The following is a 22,021-nucleotide window of genomic DNA, read 5'->3' as shown; positions in this document are numbered from 1 at the left end:
ACACGACGAGACTGACCACCCTGCCGCGGCTCATAGCGGCAGGGAACAACGAACCCGCAGCGTCAATAGGAGAGTCGAATGGCTTGGCATTCGGAGCGCAGTCCGCGCATCGCCTTTCTTGGAACGGGTGCGCAGGGCGCATCGATCGGCGCCGACTTCGCGTTGGCCGGCCTAGACGTGACCTTCATCGAGCAGTGGCCCGAGCACGTGACGGCGATCCGCGAACGTGGGATCACCGTGAACCTGCCGTCCCGGACGATCAACGCCAGGGTTCCGGCGCTCCATCTCTGCCAGGTCGCCGAGATCCGCCAGCCGTTCGACATCGTCTTCCTCGTCGTGAAGGCTTACGACACCAAGTGGTGCTGTCAGCTTATCGAGCCATGCCTGGCGCCGGACGGCTTCGTCGTCGGCCTTCAGAATGGCATGACCCACGAAGACATCGCCGACGTCGTGGGTCGCGAGCGCACGATCGGCGCCGTGATCGAGATCGCCTCGAACATGTTCACGCCCGGGATGACCAACCGGCAGAACGACCCCGAAACCTCCTGGTTCGCCCTCGGCGCGGTCGACCCGGCGATGCAGCCCCGTGTCGAGGCCGTCGCCGAACTCCTTCGCAACAGCGGAACCGTGGAGGTGACCGACGATATCCGCTCCGCCAAGTGGATGAAGCTCGTCGTCAACGCGGCCGAACTGATCCCGTCCGCTATCATCGACCTACCCCTGGCGGACGCCGCGCGTGCACCGGGCATGCTCGACATCATGCGGGCGGCTGGCTACGAGGCCATGCAGGCGGCCTTGGCCGACGGGGCGACGATCACCCCGATCATCGGCATGCCACCGGTCACGACCAATCACCCGGACCGTTACGTCGACCAGATCTTCGAGGAAGTCCTCAAAACCTTCTCGCAACCGGACACGCTGACGACCTCACTTCAGGATTGGCGCAAGGGGCGCAGGGCTGAGATCCGGGAGGTCAACGGCTTCGTCGTCGAGACGCTGAAGCGGTTCGGCCAATCGGCCCCGATCAATCAGCGGGTGGTCGAGGTTGCCCTGGCCATCGAGAATGGCGAGCTTCAGGCTCATCCCTCGAACATCGAGCTCCTGACAGCGGCGACTTAAGTCCGAACCTCCAAGCTTGTCCGCGCGGATGCAACGTCGCCCTGCCTCAAGAACGACGGGATGTCGGACGCCCCTTCAACATGTCGAGTGCGTCCGCGTTCTGCCGTCCCCATGCATAGAGCATCTCGACGGGCTCGATGAAGCGCTGGCCGAGATCGGTCAGGCGGTACTCGACGGCCGGCGGGATCGTGCCCTGGACGTGACGCGAGACGAGGCCGCTCGCCTCCATCTCGCGCAGGGTCTGCGTCAGCATCTTCTTGGAAATGCCGGGCAGGCTGCGCAGGAGAACGCCCGTCCGCGCGGCCCCGTCGTGCCGCGCGAAGAGCGTGTGCAGGATCATTCTCGTCCATTTGGTGGCGAAGAGTTCGAGGACGCGTCGCGGCGCGCAATCCTCGCGCCACTCATCGTCCGAAGAGCCAGGCTGCATGGGTGGGTACCTCCTGGTGCCTAAGTCCCCAAATGGTGCCGTCTGGACGCGCAACGCAACCCCCACTAGCTCGACGTCAAAGCAGAAGGATCACGGTCATGGCACACTCGGCACTCGTCGTCGGCGCGAGCGGCATCGTCGGCAGCGCGACGGCGGATCTCCTGATCCGGGAGGGATGGACCGTCCACGGCCTCGCCCGTCGCCCGACCGAACAGCCGGGCGTCCTGCCCGTCGCGGCCGACCTTCAGGACGCCGCGGGAACGGCAGCCGCCCTGCGTGACCTGAAGCCCGAGGCGGTCTTCGTCACGACCTGGCTGCGGCAGGCCACGGAGGCCGAGAACATCCGCGTCAACGCGGGCATGGTGAGGAACCTCCTCGACGGCCTGCGTCCGGCCGGCTCGGTGCGCCACGTCGCGCTGGTCACCGGCCTCAAGCACTATCTCGGCCCTTTCGAGGCCTACGGCAAAGGCACCCTGCCCCAGACGCCGTTCCGCGAAAGCCAAGGTCGCCTCGACGTGCCGAACTTCTACTACGCGCAGGAGGACGAGGTCTTCGCGGCCGCCCGGCGCGACGGCTTCACCTGGAGCGTCCACCGCCCGCACACCGTGATCGGCAAGGCGGTCGGCAACGCCATGAACATGGGCACGACGCTCGCCGTCTACGCCACGCTCTGCCGGGAGGCGGGGCGCCCCTTCCGCTTCCCGGGTTCGGCCGCTCAGTGGAACGGCCTCACCGACATGACCGACGCGCGCCAGCTCGCCAAACAGCTCCTTTGGGCAGCGACCACGCCGGCAGCCGCAAACGAGGACTTCAACATCGTCAACGGCGACGTTTTCCGTTGGAACTGGATGTGGGGCCGCCTCGCCGAGTGGTTCGGGCTGGAGCCCGCGCCCTTCGACGGCACCGTGACGCCCCTCGAAGAGCAGATGAAGGACGACGCGCCGCTCTGGCGGCGGATCGCCGAGCGCGAAGGTCTGGCTGAGGCGGACCTTTCCCGCCTCGCCTCGCCCTGGCACACCGACGCCGATCTCGGCCGACCTCTCGAGGTGGTGACCGACATGGGCAAGAGCCGGCGCCTCGGCTTCACCGCCTACCAAGCGACCGACGAGGCCTTCTTCGAGCTCTTCGAGCGGCTGCGCGCCGATCGCCTGATCCCGTGAGGAGCATTGCCATGCCGCAGGACTTCGGGCGAAGCGACAATCTCCACCGCGCGCCGCTACGACGTGAGTTCGCTTCGACGACGAAGCCGCTCATCGTCACGCCCACCTTCGTCAGCCGCGTCGACGACACGCCGCCGGGCGAGCGGCCGCAGGACGAGGGATCCTCCCGCAACCATCGCGGCCACGGAGTGCGCCATCCCGACCGTCACCCGGGCGCCTTGGCGCTCGAGCCCGATCCCAATCTCGCCTTCGAGCACTGGGACGAGTACTGGCGCAAGGTGCACGGACCGAAGTTCGCCTGGGACGAGCCGGGCAGCTCGTCCGAGCTCGTGCTGCGCTACGATCAGGTGCACCGGCTCGCCTCCGGACCCTCATCGGCCCTTCCGCCGCCTTACCGCGCAATGGTGGACGAGAGCGGCCGCCTGCCCTCCGATCCGGAGAAGCGGGTGCCCACCTTCAAGCGACCGCGCTGGGACGGTTTGGCCTACATCGTCTACGGCGAGGAGGCCGACATCGAGAGAACGCTCGGGCAGGAGAAGTTCGCCGAGCGGATCATCGCCGACGAGCAGACCGCTTTCCGAAAGGTGACGCGCGGCATCGCCCGCGAGTTCATCCTGATCCCGAGCGCGCGACACCGCGACCCGATCAGCCTGGTGAAGATTCATGTTCGTCGGCCGGAGCTGACGCGCGACGAGTTCCAGCGCCGCCTCCTGGGCGAGCACGCGCAGCTCGTCATGGCGCAGGGCGCCACGCACGAGTTCGTCAGGCGCTATGCCCAGCTCCACACGCTCGGAACGACGCAGGAGGATTCCGAGGCTGAGCGCATGGATGCTGTTTCGATTCTCGCCTTCGCCTCGTTGAACGATGTCGAGGACTTTCTCGTCAGCGCCGATCACGATGCGATCTCGGCCTCGGAGGATGCGATCTGTGGCGAAGGATCGGAGTGGTGGACAGCGGTCAACTACAGCGTCATCAACCGCCTCATGCCGGAACTCCGCACCGAACGCTGACAGGTTCATCAATGCAGGAGGTCCTTTTCCAATGAATCAGCGCCGGAAGCCCATTGCGCGAAAACCAATCGGCGCCGCCTTTGCCCGTCAGAGCTCCCTGTAACGAGCTGCGCCCGCAGGTTTCGAACGATTAGTTGTCGGTGTTTTGTGTGAACGCCACCATCACGTCCGAATGGTCGACACCGCACCGCAGGCGGAGTTTGCTGCACAGGTTCTCGTAGAAGCCATCTTAGCCTCTCGCGAAAGCGGACGAGACACAACCTCAACCATGACTGCTGATCGGCGGAACGCTTCGCCGCTGCTTGGCGTTGTAACTCGTTGAGCGCTTGAGTGTCGGCTGAGACTGTTGGCCACGCAGATCAACAGTCTCCACGAGGCCCGTCGAGGCCTGGAGCAGCATGACGGCGAGGTTCGGTCAGGCGAGCCCCAGGATCAGCGGCACGACGGGATCGGTGAGGAGCGCTCGGGTGCGCGTGTCGAGCGCCGACGCGTCGAGCGCGCCTGATCCGGCGGACATAACGGTCTGAGTAGTGCGGCGGGCTTTCTGGCTGGAGAAGGCGGAACGCTCTGCCTGGCGAAGGGCACGGATAGCAATGGCACTGGGCTCCCGGCGGGGCCGACGGCGGCTCAAAGGTTGCTGTCGTATCGGCCCGCTTCGGCGGGAATCGCGCGCCTTACCCGACGGAGGCGCCGCTTGGCGGCGGCGCGTCGAGGATCAGGCAGGTCTGCGTGCCGTGGGCGATCAGCCGGCCGTCCGCGTCGAGGAGGCGGCCCTCGGCCGTGGCGGTGCGCTTTCCCGAGAACAGGGCGGATGCCTCGCAGCGCACCTCGACGCCGCCGGGCAGCAAGGACCTGACGTAGTTCAGGGTCAGGGACGTCGTCGTGTAGCTCTGCCCGGCCTTCAGGGTGGAGTGGACGGCGCAGCCCATGGCGGAGTCCAGGATCGCGGCTATCCAGCCGCCGTGCACCGTTCCCATCGGGTTCTGGAAGGCGGCGGCCGGTCGCCCCGCGAACACCATCCGCCCTTCCGAGACCTCGACCGGTACGATGTCCAGCGTCGCCCCGAACGGCGGCAGCGGGAGCCGCCCGTCCAGCATGCGCCGGAGCACCTCCAGCCCGCTCAGGCCGACCAGCTCGTCCCGCGGAAGCGGCGCAAAGGTCGCCGGGGGATGTCCCTCATGATGCGCTTGTCGCTCGCTCATCGACATCTCCTCGAGGAAGCGGGTCGCGCTCCAGTCCGGTTCACGCCGGGCCTACTCGGCCGGCACTACGCCAGATTGGCCGTGATGGTCTGTGCTCGCGCCTTGCGTCGCCGTGGATGCCTCCCTCGCCTTGGGCGCCTTTACGCGGAACCAGGCTGCGTAGAGGGCGGGCAGGAAGAGGAGGATCAGCACCGTGCCGCCGGCGGTGCCGCCGATCAGCGTGTAGGCCATCGAGCCCCAGAAGACGGAGTGCGTCAGCGGGATGAAGGCCAGCACCGCGGCGAGCGCCGTCAGGATCACGGGGCGCGTGCGCTGGACGGTCGCCTCGATCACCGCGTGGGTGTCGTCGAGCCCTTCTGCCTTGTTCTCGCGGATCTGCTCGATGAGGATCAGCGTGTTGCGCATGAGGATGCCGGCGAGGCCGATCATGCCGAGGATGGCGTTGAAGCCGAACGGCTGGTCGAAGGCGAGCAGGATCGGCACGGCACCGACGAGGCCGAGCGGCGCCGTCAAGACGGTCATGAATGTCGCCGAGAAGGAGCGCACCTGGAACATGATGACGATGAGCGTCAGCACGATCATGATCGGGAAGACCTTGGCGAGCGCCGCGTTGGCCTTCAGCGACTCGTCGATGTTGCCGCCCATCTCGATGCGATAGCCGGCCGGCAGCTCGGCGATCAGCGGCTGGAGCGCGGCGAGCACGGCAGTCGAGACCTCCGGGGGCTGGGCGTCCTCGGCGATGTCGGAGCGCACCGTGATCGTGGGCGTGCGGTCGCGGCGCTTCAGGATCGGATCCTCCATGCGAATCTCGGTGCGGCCGATCTGGTCGAGCGGGATCAGCCGGCCGTCGCGGCTCGTCAGTGAGAAGTCCTTGAGGCGCGTCGGGTCGAGGCGCTCCTCGCCGGCGCTGCGGGCGACGATGTCGACGGTGCGGATGTCCTCGCGCACCTGCGTGACCGTGATGCCGGACAAGAGGAACTGGAGCTGCTGGGCGGCTTCCGTCGGCGACAGGCCGATGAGCTTCAGGCGGTCCTGATCGAGAACGAAGCGCAGGGTCGGCGAGCGGCTGCCCCAGTCGCGGTTGGCCTGGCGCACGCCCTCGACGCCACGCATGATCGACAAAGCCTCGCCGGAGATGCGCACCAGTTCCCCTGCATCCGGCCCCATGACGCGGAACTCGACGGGGAACGGCGTGTAGGGGCCGAAGACGAGCTGCGTCACGCGCACATAAGCTTCCGGCGCCAGCCCTTCGGCGATCGCCTCGCGCATGCGGAGTTTCAGAACCTCGCGCGTCTCGGCGTCCTTGGTCAGGACGACCATCTTGGCGAAGGCGGGATCGGGCATCTCCGGCGACATGGCGAGAAAGAAGCGCGGCGCGCCCTGCCCGATGTAGCTCGACACCAGCTCGGCCTCGGGCTGCGTTTCCAGCCAGGCTTCGAGCGTCTCGACCGTCCTTGTGGTCGCTTCGATGCTGGAGCCTTCCGGCAGGCGCACCTCGACGAGGACCTCCGGGCGGTCGGAGGACGGGAAGAACTGCTGCTTGATCCCGCCCATGCCGACCACCGCCAGCCCGAAGGACACGACTACGAGGGCGCAGACCAGGAACTTGTGGCGCACGGCCGCGGTGATCACGGTGCGCAGGCGCCGGTAGTTCGGCGTGTCGTAGATCGCGTGCGTGCCGCCGGGCACCGGCTTGATGTCCGGCAGGAGCTTGACGCCGAGATAGGGCGTGAAGGCGACCGCCACGAACCAGGAGGCGATCAGCGAGAAGCCGACGATCCAGAAGATGTTGCCGGCGTACTCGCCCGCCGTCGACTGGGCGAAGCCGACCGGCATCAGGCCGATCACGGTGACGAGCGTGCCCGACAGCATGGGCGCGGCCGTGTGGCTCCAGGCGACGGCGGCGGCCGAGACCCGGTCCATGCCCTCCTCCATCTTCACCACCATGACCTCGATGGCGATGATGGCGTCGTCGACGAGGAGCCCGAGCGAAAGGATCAGCGCGCCGAGGGTGATGCGGTCGAAGAAGCGCCCCGTGTCGATCATGATCAGGAAGACCATGGCTAGCGTCAGCGGCACGGCAAGCGCCACGATGATGCCGGCCCGCCAGCCGAGCGCAATGAGGCTCACAAGAAGGACGACGCCGAGCGCCATCACGAACTTGACCATGAACTCGTCGATGGAGCCGGCGATGTTGACGGCTTGGTCGGTCACCTTGGTGAGGCTCATCCCAAGCGGCAGACGCGCGCCGATCTCGGCGGTCTTGGCCTCAAGGGCCGCCCCAAGGTCGAGCCCGTTCCAGCCGTCCTGCATGACGACGCCCAGCATCAGGGCGGGCTCGCCCTCCGTTCGGATGGCGAAGGTCGCGGGATCCTCGTAGCCGCGGCGCACCTCGGCGATGTCGGACAGGCGAAGCGAGCGGCCGGCTGCGACGATCGGGGTGTCCGCGATCGTCTGGAGGTCGTCATAGGCACCGTCGAGGCGCAGGAAGACCTGGGGGCCCGCCGTGTCGATCGACCCGGCGGGCGCGACGGTGTTCTGGCGCTGGAGGGCGAGGAAGACGTCCTGCGCCGAGATGCCGAGGGTGGCGAGCTTGGCGTAGGAGAACTCGACGAAGATGCGCTGCGGGCGCTCGCCGAGGATGTTGACCTTCTTCACGCCGGGAACGTCGAGGATCTCCTGGCGCATGGCCTCAGCCTCGCGCACGAGGGCACGCATCGGCATGCCCGGCGCCTTCAGGGCGTAGAGGCCGAAGGTGACATCGGAGAACTCGTCGTTGACGAAGGGGCCGAAGGCGCCGGTCGGCAGGTTGCGCGCCTCGTCGCCGAGCTTCTTGCGGGCTTGGTAGAACTCGTCCTGCACGGCGCTCGGCGGCGTGTCGTCCTTGAGGGTCAGGGTCATGAAGGCGACGCCCGGCCGCGCGATGGTCTCGACGCGGTCGTAGTAGCGCAGCTCCTGGAGGCGCTTCTCCAGCGGCTCGGCGACGAGATCCTGCATCTCCTGCGCGGTCGCGCCAGGCCAGACCGTCGTCGTGATCAGCGTCTTGACGGTGAAGGCCGGGTCCTCGGCGCGGCCAAGATTGAGAAAGGCGAATGCGCCAGCGAGCGCGACGACGATGATGAGGAAGAGCGTCACCGAGCGGTGGCGCACGGCGAGGGCCGACAGGTTGAACCTCATGGCTCAGAAGCCCTTGGCGGCGAGGAGCCGGATGGCGGCGCCCTCGTGGAGGAGATGGGCGCCGAGCGCGGCGACGAGGGTTCCCGGCTCGAGGCCGGAGACGGTGGCGGTCTCCTCGCCGAGTTCTAGGATCGTCACGGGGCGCAGCGACACCTTCGATGCGGCGCGGTCGACGACCCAGACGCCGGTCGTGCCGTTCTCGTCGAGGATCGCGCCGATCGGCACCTCGGCGGAGTTCGCGGCGACCGGGTCCTTGATCCAAACCGTGACGGTGGATCCGATCGGCGCGTCGGCCGCTTCTCCGTCCAGAACAAAGCGCGCCTCGTAGGTGCGGGTCTGGGCGTCCGCGGCACTGGAGAGCTGGCGCAGCGTCGCCGTCCAGCGGCGGTCGCCAAGCCCGTAGACGCTGGCCTCGGCCTGCGACCCGATCGCGGGTCGCACGGTTTCTGGGAGCGACACGGTCGCCTCGCGCTGGCCGTCATGTGCGAGGCGAACGACCGCCTGGCCCGCCGACACGACCTGGCCCGGCTCTCCGAGCGTCTCGACGACGGAGCCGTCGGCATCGGCGACGAGAACGGCGTAGCCCGCCTCGTTGCGCGCGACGTCGGCCTCGGCCTCGGCGGCGGAGAGCTGGCCTTCGGCCGAGTCGAGCGCGGCTTTCGCCTGCTCGTACCTTTGGCGGGGCGACTGGCCGAGCTTCAGGAGGGTGGCGTAGCGCTTCTCGTCGGCTCGCGCCTGGACGGCTACGGCGCGAGCCGCGTCCGCCGCCTTGGATCTGGCGGTGAGCGCCAGGTGCAGGTCGCGCTCGTCGATGCGCATCAGCGGCTGGCCGGCCTTGACCTCGTCGCCGGCGTCGACGAGGCGCTCCACGATCTTGCCGGGCACGCGGAAGCCCAGATTGCTCTGGATCCGGGCTGCGACCGATCCGGTGAAGGCGCGCTCGGACGCGCCGATCCGGCGCGCCTCGACGGTCGCCACCATCGGCGGCTCGGTTCGGGCGTCGATCAGCCCAGGCTTGGCGGTCGGCTCGGTCGAGGCGAGCGAGGGGTAGACGACGACGGCACCGCCCGCGGCGACGAGGATGGCGCTGCCGAGAGCGATCAGGAACCAAGGCTTCATGGAGCCACCTCGTTGACGGGACGACGCCCAGGGCTTTTATAGATTGCGTACGACCTCTATATGCCCTATAGATGTCGGACGCAATCCAAAAAGGAGTTGCCGATGCGTGTGTCCCGAGCCCAGGCCGAAGCTAACCGCGAACGGGTGATCGACGTCGCCAGCCGCCTGTTCCGCCGTCACGGCTTCGACGGCATCGGCCTTAAGGACCTAATGGAGGCCGCCGGACTGACGCAGGGCGGCTTCTACAAGCAGTTCGCGTCCAAGGAGGATCTGGCGGCCAATGCCTGCGCACGCGGCTATGCCGCCGTTCGCGAGCGCTGGCGGGAGTTCGCCGCTCGCGATCCGGAGCGCCCCCTCGTGCCGCTCGTGCGCGCCTACCTCTCACCCGAGCACCGCGACGAGCAGGCGGAGGGCTGCGTGATGGCCGCGCTCGGGCCTGATGCCGCGCGGGCGGGCCCGGCTGTTCGCGCCTCCATGGAGGAGGGCGTGGTCGCCTACGTCGACTTTCTCGAGGCCTGCCTGCCGGACGACCTCGACGACCGCCGCAGGCGAGCAATGGCGATCGCCTCGACCATGATCGGGGCGATGGTGCTGTCGCGCAGCGTCAACGATCCCGTCTTGTCGAAGGAGATCCTCGACGCGTCCATCCGCGACATCCTTGATCGGCCGGCAGCCGCGACGGGCCGCGAGAACCGAGGGTCGACCTCAGAGCATTAAACCTCACCTGACGCAGACGCGGACCGTGCCTTCGGGGCTGCCCGCGTCCCACCCCTCCACTCCCGACACCACAGCAACGCCGATCGTGCCCCGCGGTCGGCCAGTGCCGCCGCACGCCCGGCGCCCCCCCATCCGACACAAACTGTAAGGACTGAACCGATGATCACGCGAACCATCGCCCTTGCCGCCGTCGCCGGCCTCATCGCCGGCCCCGCACTCGCCGATGGGCTAAAGCCCGCCCATGCGCAGCGCATCGATCTGCCGGGGCACGTGGGCACCGCCTACTACACCGTCGAAGCTTCGAACTACCTCGTCGTCGCGACCCTCGTCGGCGACGCGCCCGGCACCGTTCCCATCCGCGTGCAGGCGGCCCTTCAGAACGGTCAAAGCCTCGTCCTGTCGACGCCCGGCAGCGCGGAGGAAGCACCGGCAACCTTTGAGATCAGGCGCTCAAACGATCGACTGCTCGTGACGCCGGCGTTTCCTGCGAACTGATGCCGCTGCCGTGACCGGCGCACGCCAGCCCCTGGGAATAACCGGGTCTTCGACGTCCCACTCCCCTCGATGCCCTGTAAAAGGATCGCACCGTCAATGAGCAAGCTTTCGAGCGTCCCATCCTCCGGCGGGGTCGCCATCGTGACCGGAGCGTCCGGAGGGATCGGCCTAGCCACGGCCAAGGCCCTGGCGAAGGAAGGCTATCGCGTCTTCGGCACCACGCGCCGATCGACAACGGGCTCTGCCGCCGGCGGCGTCCAGCACGTCACTTGCGACGTGACCTCGGACGCGTCGGTCGCAGAGGCCGGGGCGACCGTCGAGGCCGCGGCCGGTCGGATCGACCTCCTCGTCAACAATGCCGGCGTCGGCCTGCTGGGGGCGGCCGAGGAAAGCTCGATCGAGCAGATCCATGAGCTCTTCGACACGAACCTCCACGGCACCATCCGCATGACTGTGGATCGGCGTAGAGCTTCGACGCCGATCGGCATGGTAACCTGTTGATCGTGTTGGCATCGGCGGGGTCACGGAACGTCGCTGATCGACATTCAGGAGGATTGAATCACCACTTCATCGCGGCAGAAACGGCGCCTTTTTCAACACTATCGACCCTTCTCGGACCTTCAGCCCCATCAGCCGACGCCCTCGATTGCGGCAGTTCCCCAACGTCACCATGCGTCCTGATTGAATCGCAAGTTGGAAGGGCCGCGAGACACCTCCTTGCTTCCTAACGGCCGACGAACTCGCTGCTGTCTGCATCTGAATCAACGCGCAACGACTCGACTGGATAGTGCTGAAGCTTGGCGATCCAGGGTCGCCTGCCGCTTCGAACTGCGGAGATAGGCGCGGGGCAGCAAAGCGCTTGGTGCCGGGACAGTTTTTCACTCATGACACGGTGACAGGCTTGGAGCGCAGGCGGCTGGCAGTCGCCGGGTCGGCGCGACGGCACAGAACGGGCGGCAGGCCGCGCATGATAAGCTCGGCGTCGGCCACGGCCATGGCGCCGATCTCGAAGAAGGCGTCGCGCGTGCCGCCCGTGCGGTGGGCGGACAGGAGGAGGTTCGGTGTCGTGCGGACGGGATCGTCGGCCGGCACCGGCTCGACGGGGAAGACGTCGGTCGCGACGCGAACGGCGCCCGAGCGGGCAGCGTCCAGCATGGCTGGAAAGTCCACCACCGCCGCCCGGCTCATCAGGATAAAGGCCGCGCCCGGCTGCATGAGCGCGAACTCGCGCGCCCCGATGAAGCCCTCGTTCTCGGCCGTGACGCTGGCGAAGACCACGACGACGCGGCTGCGCGAAAGCACCTCGTCCAACGACGCCGGCCGAGCCTCGGCGCGCTCGATGACGGCCGCCGGCAGCCAGGGATCGAAGACGCGGACGGTGTTCCTGAAGGGCCGGATCAGATCGCGAAAGGTCCGCCCGAGGTCGCCGAAGCCGATGATGCCGACATCCGCGCCGAAGAAGCGCACGGTGTCGGCGTTGCCTTCGAGCCCGTAGGCCTCGATTCCCTCGCGAAAGGCCCGGTCCGCGGCCGTGATGCCGCGGCAAAGATCCAGCGCCATGCCGAGGGCGGCCTCCGCGACCGGCGCCGCGAAGGCCGAGGCGGGGGTCAGCACCGGGATGCCGCGCGCGGCGCAGGCCTCGTAGTCGACGTTCGGCAGGAAGTTGGTCTCGACGTTGATGATTGCCCTGAGCTTGGGCGCCCGGTCCAGACGCTCGCGCCCCATGGCCGTCTGGCCGAGGATCAGCACCGTGTCGGGCAGGAGCGCCTCGACCGTCTCGTCTGGCATCGGCCCGTCCTCGAAGGCGACCACCTCGCCTAGCGCTTCGAGCCGGGCGCGCACGCTCGGCTCCATGATGAGGTCGAGCGTGCGCGGGAGCGGGTCGACGAGGATGAGGGTGCGGCTCACGTCGGGCGTCCTCCATGCCAGCGGGGCTCAGGCCCCACGATCCTCATAGCCAGCCCGCGCCGCGCACGCAATTTGACAACTTCACGATCTTCGTATTATTTGTGAAGAAACTGCTGAGACGGATGCCATGACCCTGTCGCGCTTCGCCACCCGCCTGAACTCCTTCGGCTCCGCGCCGCACCTTTTCTGGCCCGATCTCCAGGGCAAGCCGAGCTTCATGCAGATAGCGGCCCGTGCTGCGACTGCGAAGGGGCTGACGGACGTGGACCTGAACTATCCCGATCACGTGGCCGACGACCCTCGAGCGGTCGGCGCGCGCATCTGCGACCTCGGCCTCCAGGTCAACGGGCTGGCGATGCGCTACTACACCAATCCCGCCTTCAAGCTCGGCGCCTTCACGAATCCTGATAAATCCGTGAGGCGAGAGGCGATCGAGCTCACCAAGCGCGGCATCGACGCGGCTCGCGCCATGGGCGCCGACCTGATGACACTCTGGCTCGGCCAGGACGGCTTCGACTACAACTTCCAACTCGATTATTCCCAGGCCTGGGACCTCGAGGTCGCCGGCATCCGCGAGGTCGCCGAGCACGATCCCGCCTGCCAGGTCTCGATCGAGTACAAGCCGGACGAGCCGCGGGCCCAGGCGCTCCTGCGCGACTGCGCGACGACGCTGCTCGCGATCCAGGACGCCGGCTGCCCCAACCTCGGCGTCACCATGGACTTTGCCCATTCGCTGTATGCCGGCGAGCAGCCGGCCTTCGCGGCGCACCTCATCCACCGCCGCTCCAAGCTCCTTGGCGTCCACCTCAACGACGGCTACGGCAAGCGCGACGACGGGCTGATGGTCGGCGCCGTCCATCTGCGCTCGACGCTGGAGCTTCTGCGCCAGATCCGGCGCGACGGCTACGAGGGCGCCCTTTACTTCGACACCTTCCCCGACGCCTCGGGCCTCGACCCGGTCGCCGAGTGCGAAACAAACATCGAAACGGTGAACCGGCTGATGGCGGTCGCCGACCGGCTCGACGCCGACAACCGGCTCGGCGAGGCCCAGGCGCACCAGGACGGCGTCGCCAGCCAGTCCATCGTCAACCAGGCGCTGATCGCCGCCGCCTGAGGCGGGCGCCCACGAGATCGCGAGCCGGACCGCGCTTCGACGTCCGGTATTGTTATACGGGAGGATCACATCATGAAGCTTCGCTTGAAGGCGCTCGTCGGGGCCTGCGCGCTCTCGCTCGTCGCCGGGCTCGCCGTCGCGCAGGATCTCGCGCCGCTCAACTCCGACACCGAGGCCGACCGCATCGAGTGGTCCGCCCTCCAGCAAAAGTTCGGCGAGGTGCCGAAGGCGGCCGAGGGCACGCGCGTCGGCGGCGTTTCCAAGACGCTGACCAACGAATACTGGCGCAGCCTGGGCGAGGGCTACCAGGCCTATGCCGACAAGGCGGGCGTCGAGGTCGTCTACCAGGCCGCGCAGAGCGAGGGCGACCAGCTCGGCCAGCTCTCCATCGCCGAGAACCTGATCAGCCAGGGCTTCAACGCGCTCCTCTTCTCGCCGCAGACCGACTCGAACCTCCAGCCGGCGCTGGAAAGCGCCAAGTCGCAGAACATCCCGGTGATCAACGTCAACGACGCGGTGATCCCGAGCGCCGAGCATTACGTCGGCAACGTCCAGCGCGACAACGGCATGCGCGTGGCGCAGTGGTTCCTGGAGAACCGTCCGCAGGGCGGCAAGGTCGCGGTGATCGAGGGCCAGGCCGGCGTCTTCGCGGCGGGCCAGCGCACGGCGGGCTTCACCCAGACGGTCACCGAGGGCGGCAAGTTCGAGGTCGTCGCGAGCGTTCCCGGCAACTGGGACCGCCAGGTCGCCTACGACGCGGCCTCGACCGTCCTCCAGCAGAACCCGGACCTCGTCGGCTTCTACGCCAACAATGACGGCATGGCGCTCGGCGTCGTCGAGGCGGTGAAGGCGGCCGGGCTCCAGGACAAGGTCGTGGTGTTCGGCACCGACGGCATCTCCGACGCCTATGCCTCGATCCGCGCGGGCGAGCTGACGGGCACGGTGGATTCCTTCCCCGTCCTCACCGGCGAGGTGGCCATGGAGGCCGCGCTCCGGCTCCTCGGCGGCCAGGACCTGCCGCGCGTCGTTTCGACGCCCCAGGCCCTGATCACCAAGGACAACGTCGAAAGCTTCGCCGTGAAGGGCGACGCGCTGCGCGAGGTCCTTCTGAAGCAGGCCGCGAACTGATCCGCCGGGGGCGCGGGCCCGTCCCGCGCTCCCGTATCCGACCTCGGGAGGAGGCAGGCAGATCCCATGACTTCGAGCGATCCCGATCGGCTGCGGCTCATCGACATCGGCAAGAGCTTCGGGCCCTTGCGCGCCCTCGACGGCGTCGGCATGAGCGTGAAGCGCGGCACCGTGCATGGACTTCTCGGCGAGAACGGCGCGGGCAAGTCGACGCTGCTGCGCATCCTGTCCGGCGTCTTCGAGCCGTCGGCCGGCCATGTCGAGGTCGACGGCGTACGCCTGTCCGGCCACGGGCCGGTCGCCGCGCGGCGCGCCGGCATCGCGATGATCCATCAGGAGCTCCAGCACGTGCCGGAGCTGACGGTCGCCCAGAACATGTTCCTCGGCCGTCCGCTTCGCACCGCCGGCGGCCTCCTTGTCGACCGCCGCGCCCAGGAGCGCGCCGCGGCGCAAGCCCTCGCTCCGCTCGACGCCGCGATCGATCCGGCCGCGCCGATCCGCAGCCTGAAGGTCGCCCAGCGCCAGGTCGTCGAGATCGCCCGCGCCATGATGGAGGACGCCAAGGTCCTCGCCATGGACGAGCCGACATCGAGCCTCACGCCTGCCGAGTTCGACCGCCTGGCCGTGCTCATCGCCGACCTCGCCGCCAAGGGCGTCTCGATCATCTACGTTTCCCACAAGATGGACGAGGTCTTCCGCGTCTGCGAGACCGCGACGATCCTACGCGACGGCCGCAAGGTCGCCGACGTCGCCTTGAAGGACACGAGCGAGGCCGAGGTCATCGCCCGCATGGTCGGGCGCGAGCTCGCCGCCGCCGGGCACAAGGGTTTCGCGCGCGAGGAGGTCGTTCTCGACGTCGCGAACCTGACGCGCGGCTCCGCCGTGAAGAACACCAGCTTCAAGCTTAGGCGCGGCGAGGTGCTCGGCATTTCCGGTCTCGTCGGGGCGGGGCGCACCGAGCTTCTGCGCCTCATCGCCGGCGTCGACCGGCCGGATTCGGGCGCGATCCGCGTCGAGAACAAGCCGCTGGCGCTCGGGCGCCCGCGCGCGGCCATCGCCGCCGGGCTCGGCCTCCTGCCCGAGGAGCGCAAGCGCGACGGCATCGTCGCCCGCCGCTCCGTGCGCTCCAACATCGCACTTTCCTCCATGCACCGCTTCTCGCGCGGCGGCTTCGTGAAGAAGCGCGCCCTGTCTCGCGAGAGCGAGCGGCTGATGCGCGAGCTGAACCTTCGCCCGCTCGACATCGAGCGGCCGATCGGCCAGTTCTCCGGCGGCAACCAGCAGAAGGCGATCATCGGCCGCTGGATCGCCGCCGGGGCGCGGATCCTTTTGTTTGATGAGCCGACCCGCGGCATCGACGTCGGCGCCAAGGCCGAGATCTACGCCCTTATCGAGAAGCTCGCCTCCGAGGGCCGCTCGATGATCGTCGTCTCCTCCGAGCTTCCGGAGATCCTGCGCGTTTCCGACCGCGTCCTCGTGATGCGCGAAGGCACGATCGCCGGCATCCTGGAGCGCGAGGCGATCAGCGAGGAGGCGATCGTCGCGCTCGCCGTGCCGCGTTCCGAAACAGCCGCCGCCCCGTCCCCTACCCTCTCAGCCACGGGGTCCTGATCCCATGTCCTCCACCGACAGCCTCGCCACCCCCCGGCCCGCCCGCCGCGGCTTCAAGCTCGGCTTCGGCCTGCGCGATGCGGGCACGCTTATCGGCCTCGTCGCGATCGTCGTCGTTTTCGCGGCGCTCAGCCCCAACTTCCTGACCGAGCGCAACCTCCTCAACATCCTCCAGCAGTCCTCGATCAACGCCTGCGTGGCGCTCGGCATGACGCTCGTCATCATCGCCGGCGGCATCGACCTGTCGGTCGGCCCGACGGCGGCGATCGCCGCGGTCGCGGCCGCCGCGATGATGGTCGGCGGCGCGCCGATCCTCCTCGCCATTCCCGCGGCGCTCCTGTTCGGCATGGCCTGCGGGGCGGTGAACGGCATCCTCGTCGCTTATGGCGGCCTCCAGCCCTTCATCGTGACGCTCGGCACGCTTTCGCTCTACCGCGCCTCGGCGCTGATCTACACCGGCGGCAACCCGATCTTCGGCATCCCGCCGGAGTTCCGGGCGCTCTTCAACGGCGCGATCCTCGGCATCCCGACGCCGGTCGTCATCGTCGCGGTGCTCGCGCTCCTCGTCTGGATCGTCCTCAACAAGACGCCGCTCGGCGAGTATTTCCTCGCCGTCGGCGGCAACGAGGAGGCCTCGCACATCGCCGGCGTGCCCGTCGCCATGACCAAGATCGCGAGCTACGTGATCTCCGGCGGCCTTGCCGCGATCGCCGGCCTCATCCTCGTCGGGCGTCTGGGCGCCGCCGACCCGACGCTCGGCAACCTTTGGGAGCTCGACGCCATCGCGGCCGCCGCAATCGGCGGGGCCTCGCTGATGGGCGGCAAGGGCTCGGTGATCGGCACACTTCTCGGCGCGATCATCCTGGGCACGCTCCGCAACGGCCTGACGCTCCTCAACGTCCAGGCGTTCTACCAACTCCTCGCAACCGGCCTTATCATCCTCGTCGCGATGCTGATCGACCGGGCGACGAGGGGACGGGGATGAACATGAGCTTCACGGATCCGAGGACCGTCGGCCCCCGGATCCGCATGATGATGCCCCACCTGACGCCGCTCGAGGCGCGGGTGGTGGAGATGATCCTCGGGCGGCGCGACTTCGACGAGGGAACCGGCATCAAGACCGTCGCGGACGACGCGGGCGTGTCGGAGGCGATGATCGTCAAGATCGCCAAGAAGCTCGGCTTTTCCGGCTACAAGGACTTCCGCGCCGGGGTCGTCGACTACAACCGCCTGCCGACGGCCGAGCTGCACCAGGAGCTCTCGCCCGACGACACCGGCGTCGAGATCGCCCAGAAGGTCTTCCGCACCTCCATCCACGCGCTGGAGGAAACGCTCTCGATCCTCGACCCGGAGGCCTTCGAGCGCGCGGTGGGCCTGATCTTCTCCGCCCGCCAGCGCGACCTCTACGGCATCGGCGGCTCGGCCCAGATCGCCCGCGACGTCGCCCACAAGTTCCTGAGGATCGGCGTGCGCACCAGCGTCTTCGACGACGCGCACATGATGCTGATGTCCGCCGCGCTTCTCGGTGAAGGCGACGTCGCCATCGGCTTCTCGCATTCGGGCACGACGACGGCGGTGATCGAGCCTCTGGAACTCGCCCGCAGGCGCGGCGCGCGCACCATCGCGCTGACGAACTACGCGACCTCGCCGCTGGCAAGAACCGCCGACGTCGTCCTCTGCTCGACGGCTCAAGGGTCGCCGCTTCTGGGCGAAAACGCCGCCGCGCGCATCGCCCAGCTCATCATCTTCGACGCGGTCTTCGCAGCCGTCGCCAGCCGCGACCTCAAGGCCGCCGAGCGCAACCTCACCGCCACCATGGGCGCCGTGAAAGCCAAGCGACGGACCACATGACCTTGCACCAGCCGCCCGTGATCGTCGTTGTCGGCAGCCTCCACTACGACATCATGGTCGATGCCCCCGACCGTCCCCGCAAGGGCGAGACGGTGACGGGCCACGCCTGGGTCCCGAAGTTCGGCGGCAAGGGCGGCAACCAGGCGGTCGCCGCGGCACGAGCCGGCGCGCACGTGCGCATGGCCGGAGCGGTCGGCGACGACGCGTTCGGGCGCTTCCTGCGCGCGGCGTTGGAGGACGGCGGTGTCGATGCCACCCACGTCGAGACGCTGGCCGGCACCGGCTCGGGTATGAGCGTCGCGATCTCGGATGCGGGCGGCGACTACGGCGCCGTGATCGTGTCGGGCGCGAACATCGCGATCGATCCCGGCCGCGTCGCCGCCGCCGATCTCTGGGCGGGGGCGTCCGCCTTGATCCTCCAGAACGAGGTGCCCGACGCCGTCAACGTCGCCGCCGCGCGCGCCGCCAAGGCCGCGGGCGCGCTCGTCTGCCTCAACGCCGCGCCTTACCGCCCGCTCTCCGACGATCTCGCCGGCCTCCTCGACGTCCTCGTCGTCAATGCCATCGAGGCTGAGCAGTTCGGCAGCCGGGGCGTTGCCGGCCTTGACGATGCGCGCGCGGCGGCGGAAGCGCTCGCCGCGCGCTTCCCCGTCGTCGTTGTGACGGCCGGCGGCGATGGCGTCGCCGGCGTCAAGCGGGGCGAACCGACGGTGACGCTGCGCGCGCGGCCTGTGACCCTCGTCAGCACCCACGGCGCGGGCGACGTCTTCGTCGGCGCCCTCGTCGCGGCTCTCACCTTCGGCAAGCCGTTCGACGAGAGCCTCTCGGACGCGAACGAGGCGGCCGGCCGGCACGTCTCGACTACCAAGTCTGCCGCGCTCTAAGTGCCTATCGCTCATGCGTTCACCGGCACGGGCAGATGAACCCGTGGTCGGCGCCTGATCCTTCGTGCCTGTTCTGTTGGCAATCCTCTTCGGATGCTGCTGGCTCAACCAGGATGACTGGCATCCTCGACGTCGAGGCCGTAGCCGCCGATCGGCAGCTCGAGGTCGAGATCGGCATCGGCGTCGAAGCGCAGGATCCAGCAATCTCGTGCCCCTGCCGCCCGAGCGACCTCAATAAAGGTGCCAGAAAGGCCGGAGGCGCTGAGCTTGGCCGCATTCTCCTCTACACCGTCGATCCCCATGAGGCCTGCCGTCGAGATGATCCAGCCATACTCGTACGCCAGGACCTCGATCGGGAGCGCGCCCGCTTGGAGCAGTTCGACGTCATCCCGCGTCAGGTGCCCGGTCGACACGTCCATAAATTTCCGCACCGTCATCGCCATATCTCCATCTGCCTACAATGGTGGAGTCCTAGGCCGCTGAATGCCACAAGGGGGATGCTGCGGCCGTCGGTCAGATTGCTGATCGGCGCCTGATCGCAACCGCGCAGGCGTCGGCACGCTCAACAGGTTGCTGTACCAATCGGCAACGTGCGCAATGTCGCGGCGGCAGTCAGCGAGCAGATGCTGCGGGAGCGCTACGTGCTGACCAAGGCCCAGATCTCCGACATCCTGGTTCGCGCGACGCGCGAGGGTTGGGCCGAGCGCAAGCAGGGCTATGGCTGGCGCTTGCTTCCCGTCGCCAAGACGCCCAAGGCTTTCGAGCAGATCTACCGCTTCCGCATGCTGATCGAACCGGCGGCCATGCTGGAGCCGGACTTCCGAGTCGATCCCAAGATCATCGCCGAACTGCGCCGAATCCAGGAGCGGATGCTGGAGTCCGACGTCGAGCGCCTTCCGGCCGAGCGCCTCCTCGACAACGGCTCGATCTTCCATCGATCACGGCCGCCGATAACCGCGTCGCGCCCCGTCATCGTCCCCGGTCCCCCTGCCCCTGCCCTGTGTGTGGATCGGCGCCCGGCTTCCATGCCGATCGGCGCGCCAACCTATTGAGCGTGCTGATGTCGGCGAGGTGATGACACGGCGCCGATCGACAACCATGTCGGCGCTCTCGCACCTTGATGTTCTGGAGCTTGGTGTCTGCGGCGGGATTCGAACCCACGACCCCAGGATTCATACCACTTCGGCTTTCGCCGCTGCCGCGAACGGCATTCGTGGTCTGGACTGTCCCTTCACCCTAGGCCGGAGCCCTTAGGTGCTGCCCTACCAGTCTCTACACCTTCCGGCCGAAGCCGGCTTGGCTCGGGATCGGCACCTCAAGAGCTTGAGAAGCGTTCCCCGACTTTGAGCAGATCCACCACGCCCTTTCGGTTCGTGGCGCCCAATTTTACCAGGAATCCTGTGCTCTATCCTGCTGAGCTACGCAGACATCTAAGACGAGCGATCACCGATGAGGATCTCGCTCAACCCTCGGAAACGCTAGCCTATAGACCAACCTGTTTCAAGCGGCTGCCGACGTCGCGACGATTCTGCGGTGCATCCGGTGCCCCGTGCAAGCTCCGACGCCGATAGGCGGGGCTGCTTGGGTAAGTTTACCACCGTGCGGAGCCATGCCTTTCCGCACGTGGTAAGCTAAATGCCTCGGGAAAGCGCTCTATCCTGCTGAGCTACATAGACATCGTGTCGGCACTTTCGCCCCGTCTATACCCTGAACGTGCGGCGGCGATCAAGGCGCGGCGGACCAACGGGAGGGTGGGTCCGCAGCCTTTGAGCCGGGGGAGCAAGAGGCTGTTCAGCTTTACCGCTTAAATCTACCGGCAAGGATCGCGTCCAGCATCGGCGCGCCTGTCGAGCCCAAGGGGGAGCGATGCCGTCCATCGTCCAGCATCTCGGAGTGCTTCTTGTCGGAGCCTCCATCCTCGCCGCGCCGGCCTCGCCGGTCCTCGCGCAGCAGGGCGGATCGGAGGTACGCGGCGGGCAGAGCTGCCCGGCGGCCTATCACGACGCGCTGGAAGGAGTGCGGGCGGGCGTCTTCAAGACCGTGGCCCGGCCCGCGGCCGCAGCGCTGTCGGCGGGCGACCCCTCGCTGCCCGGCGCCCTTCTCTTCGTGCCCCCCTCGCTGCGGCGCGCACCGGCCGAGCAGGCCGCGCTGCGCGAGGCGAACGCGCTCGCCAAGCGCCGGGGCGCGGCGGGTGGCCTTGCCGGCAGCAACGAGCGCTGGGTCGCCGAGCGCGTCCGGGCGGACCTTGCCGACTATCTCGACCAGAGCCCCTCGCCCTATCTGTGCGAGAACGTCGACTTCTTTCTCGGCACCATGCGCCGCCAGCTCGGCACGATCGGCGGCATCGACCCGTCCACCCATCAGGCGAACCTTGCCACGCAGCGCGAAGCGGCGGCGGCGGCCGTGTCGCGCGCCTTCGCCGCGATGAGGCCGGTGCCCCTCCCCCGCTTCGCGCCCGAGGCGCGGCCGATCCCCGCGGCGATCGCGGGCCTGCGCGAGGCGCAAGGGGCCGATCGCGAGGCCGTGCTCGACGCGGTGGTGACCCACGGCATCCGCCGCCCCGCCGCGTTCGAAGCGCCGATAACGCCGGGCGCGGCCGCCGTCCAGCCGATGCCCGCGGGCCTTGCCGGTCCGCCCGCGCCCATGCGCGTGCGCATGGCGGCCGGGCCCGTGATCGATCCCGACCTGCCGCCGCTGGCGCTCGCCGGCAAGGCGCCGCCCGCGATCGACAGCGAGGCGGATCGCCTGGCCACGATCGACCGCCTGGTCGAGGCGGCGACGGTCGGCGGGTTCCTGCGCGCGGCGCCGCTCCTGTCCGCCGCAGCCGGCACGGCCGCGACGCCCTCGCGTCCGGTTCTGGCGCGGCTGGCGGAGGTGAAGGCGCGGCTCGCCGGCGGCGCGGCCGTGCCCGACGCGCAGGCGCGCCTCCAGCTCGTCGCGGCCCTGTCGGCGATCGAGGCGCTGGACTACCTCGCCCTCGCGCCCGACGCGCCGGTCGATCCGACGCTGAAGGGGCTGGAGGACACGATGCAGGCGATCGAGACGGCCCATGGCAAGGCGCTGAAGGCGTCCGGCGAGACCGGCCGCTAGAACGTCGCT

Annotated in this window: 20 protein-coding genes and 1 pseudogene; 15 read left to right on the top strand and 6 right to left on the bottom strand. The window is 68.4% G+C overall.

Going from position 1 to position 22,021, the window contains the following annotated elements; genetic code table 11:
* Nucleotides 1-78 precede the first annotated feature (78 nt).
* Nucleotides 79-1,119 carry a ketopantoate reductase family protein gene (locus FZN60_RS20720; protein ID WP_158875411.1) on the top strand — a complete coding sequence of 347 codons (1,041 nt, stop codon included), beginning with the start codon at nucleotides 79-81 and terminating at the stop codon, nucleotides 1,117-1,119.
* A gap of 46 nt (nucleotides 1,120-1,165) precedes the next feature.
* On the opposite strand, the gene FZN60_RS20715 is transcribed toward FZN60_RS20720, so the two are convergent.
* Nucleotides 1,166-1,546: a winged helix-turn-helix transcriptional regulator gene (locus tag FZN60_RS20715; RefSeq protein ID WP_158875410.1), complete on the bottom strand. Its 381-nt coding sequence runs from the start codon at nucleotides 1,544-1,546 to the stop codon at nucleotides 1,166-1,168.
* A 98-nt stretch (nucleotides 1,547-1,644) separates the two neighbouring features.
* Here FZN60_RS20715 and FZN60_RS20710 point away from each other — a divergent pair, with 98 nt between their 5' ends.
* Complete coding sequence (locus tag FZN60_RS20710; protein WP_158875409.1) at nucleotides 1,645-2,706, top strand: SDR family oxidoreductase; 1,062 nt, start codon at nucleotides 1,645-1,647, stop codon at nucleotides 2,704-2,706.
* Between the two features lie 11 nt (nucleotides 2,707-2,717).
* Complete coding sequence (locus FZN60_RS20705; RefSeq protein WP_158875408.1) at nucleotides 2,718-3,716, top strand: EthD domain-containing protein; 999 nt, start codon at nucleotides 2,718-2,720, stop codon at nucleotides 3,714-3,716.
* A 674-nt stretch (nucleotides 3,717-4,390) separates the two neighbouring features.
* On the opposite strand, the gene FZN60_RS20700 is transcribed toward FZN60_RS20705, so the two are convergent.
* The 3 genes from FZN60_RS20700 to FZN60_RS20690 are packed head-to-tail and all read right to left on the bottom strand — an operon-like array spanning nucleotide 4,391 to nucleotide 9,214.
* Entirely contained in the window at nucleotides 4,391-4,918 is a 528-nt protein-coding gene (locus tag FZN60_RS20700; RefSeq protein ID WP_158875407.1) for a PaaI family thioesterase, read from the bottom strand.
* A 51-nt stretch (nucleotides 4,919-4,969) separates the two neighbouring features.
* Nucleotides 4,970-8,095 carry an efflux RND transporter permease subunit gene (locus tag FZN60_RS20695; RefSeq protein ID WP_158875406.1) on the bottom strand — a complete coding sequence of 1,042 codons (3,126 nt, stop codon included), beginning with the start codon at nucleotides 8,093-8,095 and terminating at the stop codon, nucleotides 4,970-4,972.
* Nucleotides 8,096-8,098: 3 nt separating this feature from the next.
* Nucleotides 8,099-9,214 (bottom strand): efflux RND transporter periplasmic adaptor subunit, encoded by a 1,116-nt coding sequence (locus FZN60_RS20690; RefSeq protein ID WP_158875405.1) that lies wholly within the window; start codon nucleotides 9,212-9,214, stop codon nucleotides 8,099-8,101.
* Between the two features lie 102 nt (nucleotides 9,215-9,316).
* Here FZN60_RS20690 and FZN60_RS20685 point away from each other — a divergent pair, with 102 nt between their 5' ends.
* The 3 genes from FZN60_RS20685 (at nucleotide 9,317) to FZN60_RS20675 (ending at nucleotide 10,927) form a co-directional block, all read left to right on the top strand.
* Entirely contained in the window at nucleotides 9,317-9,931 is a 615-nt protein-coding gene (locus tag FZN60_RS20685; protein ID WP_158875404.1) for a TetR/AcrR family transcriptional regulator, read from the top strand.
* A gap of 159 nt (nucleotides 9,932-10,090) precedes the next feature.
* Nucleotides 10,091-10,426 carry a hypothetical protein gene (locus FZN60_RS20680; RefSeq protein ID WP_158875403.1) on the top strand — a complete coding sequence of 112 codons (336 nt, stop codon included), beginning with the start codon at nucleotides 10,091-10,093 and terminating at the stop codon, nucleotides 10,424-10,426.
* Nucleotides 10,427-10,522: 96 nt separating this feature from the next.
* Complete coding sequence (locus FZN60_RS20675) at nucleotides 10,523-10,927, top strand: SDR family NAD(P)-dependent oxidoreductase (protein ID WP_158875402.1); 405 nt, start codon at nucleotides 10,523-10,525, stop codon at nucleotides 10,925-10,927.
* Between the two features lie 381 nt (nucleotides 10,928-11,308).
* Here the strand turns inward: FZN60_RS20675 and FZN60_RS20670 are convergent, their stop codons facing one another.
* Nucleotides 11,309-12,334 carry an NAD(P)-dependent oxidoreductase gene (locus tag FZN60_RS20670; RefSeq protein WP_158875401.1) on the bottom strand — a complete coding sequence of 342 codons (1,026 nt, stop codon included), beginning with the start codon at nucleotides 12,332-12,334 and terminating at the stop codon, nucleotides 11,309-11,311.
* A gap of 127 nt (nucleotides 12,335-12,461) precedes the next feature.
* On the opposite strand from FZN60_RS20670, the gene FZN60_RS20665 reads away from it, so the two are divergent.
* The 7 genes and pseudogenes from FZN60_RS20665 (at nucleotide 12,462) to FZN60_RS20640 (ending at nucleotide 18,922) form a co-directional block, all read left to right on the top strand.
* On the top strand, nucleotides 12,462-13,448 hold the full coding sequence (locus tag FZN60_RS20665; protein ID WP_158875400.1) for a sugar phosphate isomerase/epimerase family protein: 987 nt from the start codon (nucleotides 12,462-12,464) through the stop codon (nucleotides 13,446-13,448).
* A 72-nt stretch (nucleotides 13,449-13,520) separates the two neighbouring features.
* Nucleotides 13,521-14,576 (top strand): sugar ABC transporter substrate-binding protein, encoded by a 1,056-nt coding sequence (locus FZN60_RS20660; protein ID WP_158875399.1) that lies wholly within the window; start codon nucleotides 13,521-13,523, stop codon nucleotides 14,574-14,576.
* Between the two features lie 66 nt (nucleotides 14,577-14,642).
* Nucleotides 14,643-15,155: pseudogene (locus FZN60_RS29450) on the top strand (ATP-binding cassette domain-containing protein); the annotation flags it as partial.
* Nucleotides 15,150-16,187, top strand: coding sequence for a sugar ABC transporter ATP-binding protein (locus FZN60_RS20655; RefSeq protein ID WP_439647310.1), 1,038 nt, complete (start codon nucleotides 15,150-15,152; stop codon nucleotides 16,185-16,187). The pseudogene FZN60_RS29450 and the gene FZN60_RS20655, both read left to right, overlap by 6 nt.
* 4 nt (nucleotides 16,188-16,191) lie before the next feature.
* Nucleotides 16,192-17,172: an ABC transporter permease gene (locus tag FZN60_RS20650; RefSeq protein ID WP_158875397.1), complete on the top strand. Its 981-nt coding sequence runs from the start codon at nucleotides 16,192-16,194 to the stop codon at nucleotides 17,170-17,172.
* Nucleotides 17,169-18,038 (top strand): MurR/RpiR family transcriptional regulator, encoded by an 870-nt coding sequence (locus FZN60_RS20645; RefSeq protein ID WP_158875396.1) that lies wholly within the window; start codon nucleotides 17,169-17,171, stop codon nucleotides 18,036-18,038. Before FZN60_RS20650 ends, FZN60_RS20645 begins: the two co-directional genes overlap by 4 nt.
* A complete protein-coding gene (locus tag FZN60_RS20640; RefSeq protein WP_158875395.1) occupies nucleotides 18,035-18,922 on the top strand; it encodes a PfkB family carbohydrate kinase in 888 nt (295 codons plus the stop codon). The genes FZN60_RS20645 and FZN60_RS20640 overlap by 4 nt, the downstream gene beginning before the upstream one ends.
* Before the next feature lie 104 nt (nucleotides 18,923-19,026).
* Here FZN60_RS20640 and FZN60_RS20635 read toward each other — a convergent pair whose 3' ends face one another.
* A complete protein-coding gene (locus FZN60_RS20635; protein WP_158875394.1) occupies nucleotides 19,027-19,359 on the bottom strand; it encodes a DUF5983 family protein in 333 nt (110 codons plus the stop codon).
* Nucleotides 19,360-19,512: 153 nt separating this feature from the next.
* On the opposite strand from FZN60_RS20635, the gene FZN60_RS20630 reads away from it, so the two are divergent.
* Entirely contained in the window at nucleotides 19,513-19,974 is a 462-nt protein-coding gene (locus FZN60_RS20630; RefSeq protein ID WP_246727030.1) for a GntR family transcriptional regulator, read from the top strand.
* A gap of 814 nt (nucleotides 19,975-20,788) precedes the next feature.
* Nucleotides 20,789-22,012 carry a hypothetical protein gene (locus FZN60_RS20625; protein ID WP_158875393.1) on the top strand — a complete coding sequence of 408 codons (1,224 nt, stop codon included), beginning with the start codon at nucleotides 20,789-20,791 and terminating at the stop codon, nucleotides 22,010-22,012.
* Nucleotides 22,013-22,021: the final 9 nt, after the last annotated feature.

It is taken from the genome of Antarcticirhabdus aurantiaca (assembly GCF_009765365.1).
In the GTDB taxonomy this organism is placed as follows: domain Bacteria; phylum Pseudomonadota; class Alphaproteobacteria; order Rhizobiales; family Rhizobiaceae; genus Antarcticirhabdus; species Antarcticirhabdus aurantiaca.
This window is presented reverse-complemented; position numbering and strand designations above follow the sequence as displayed.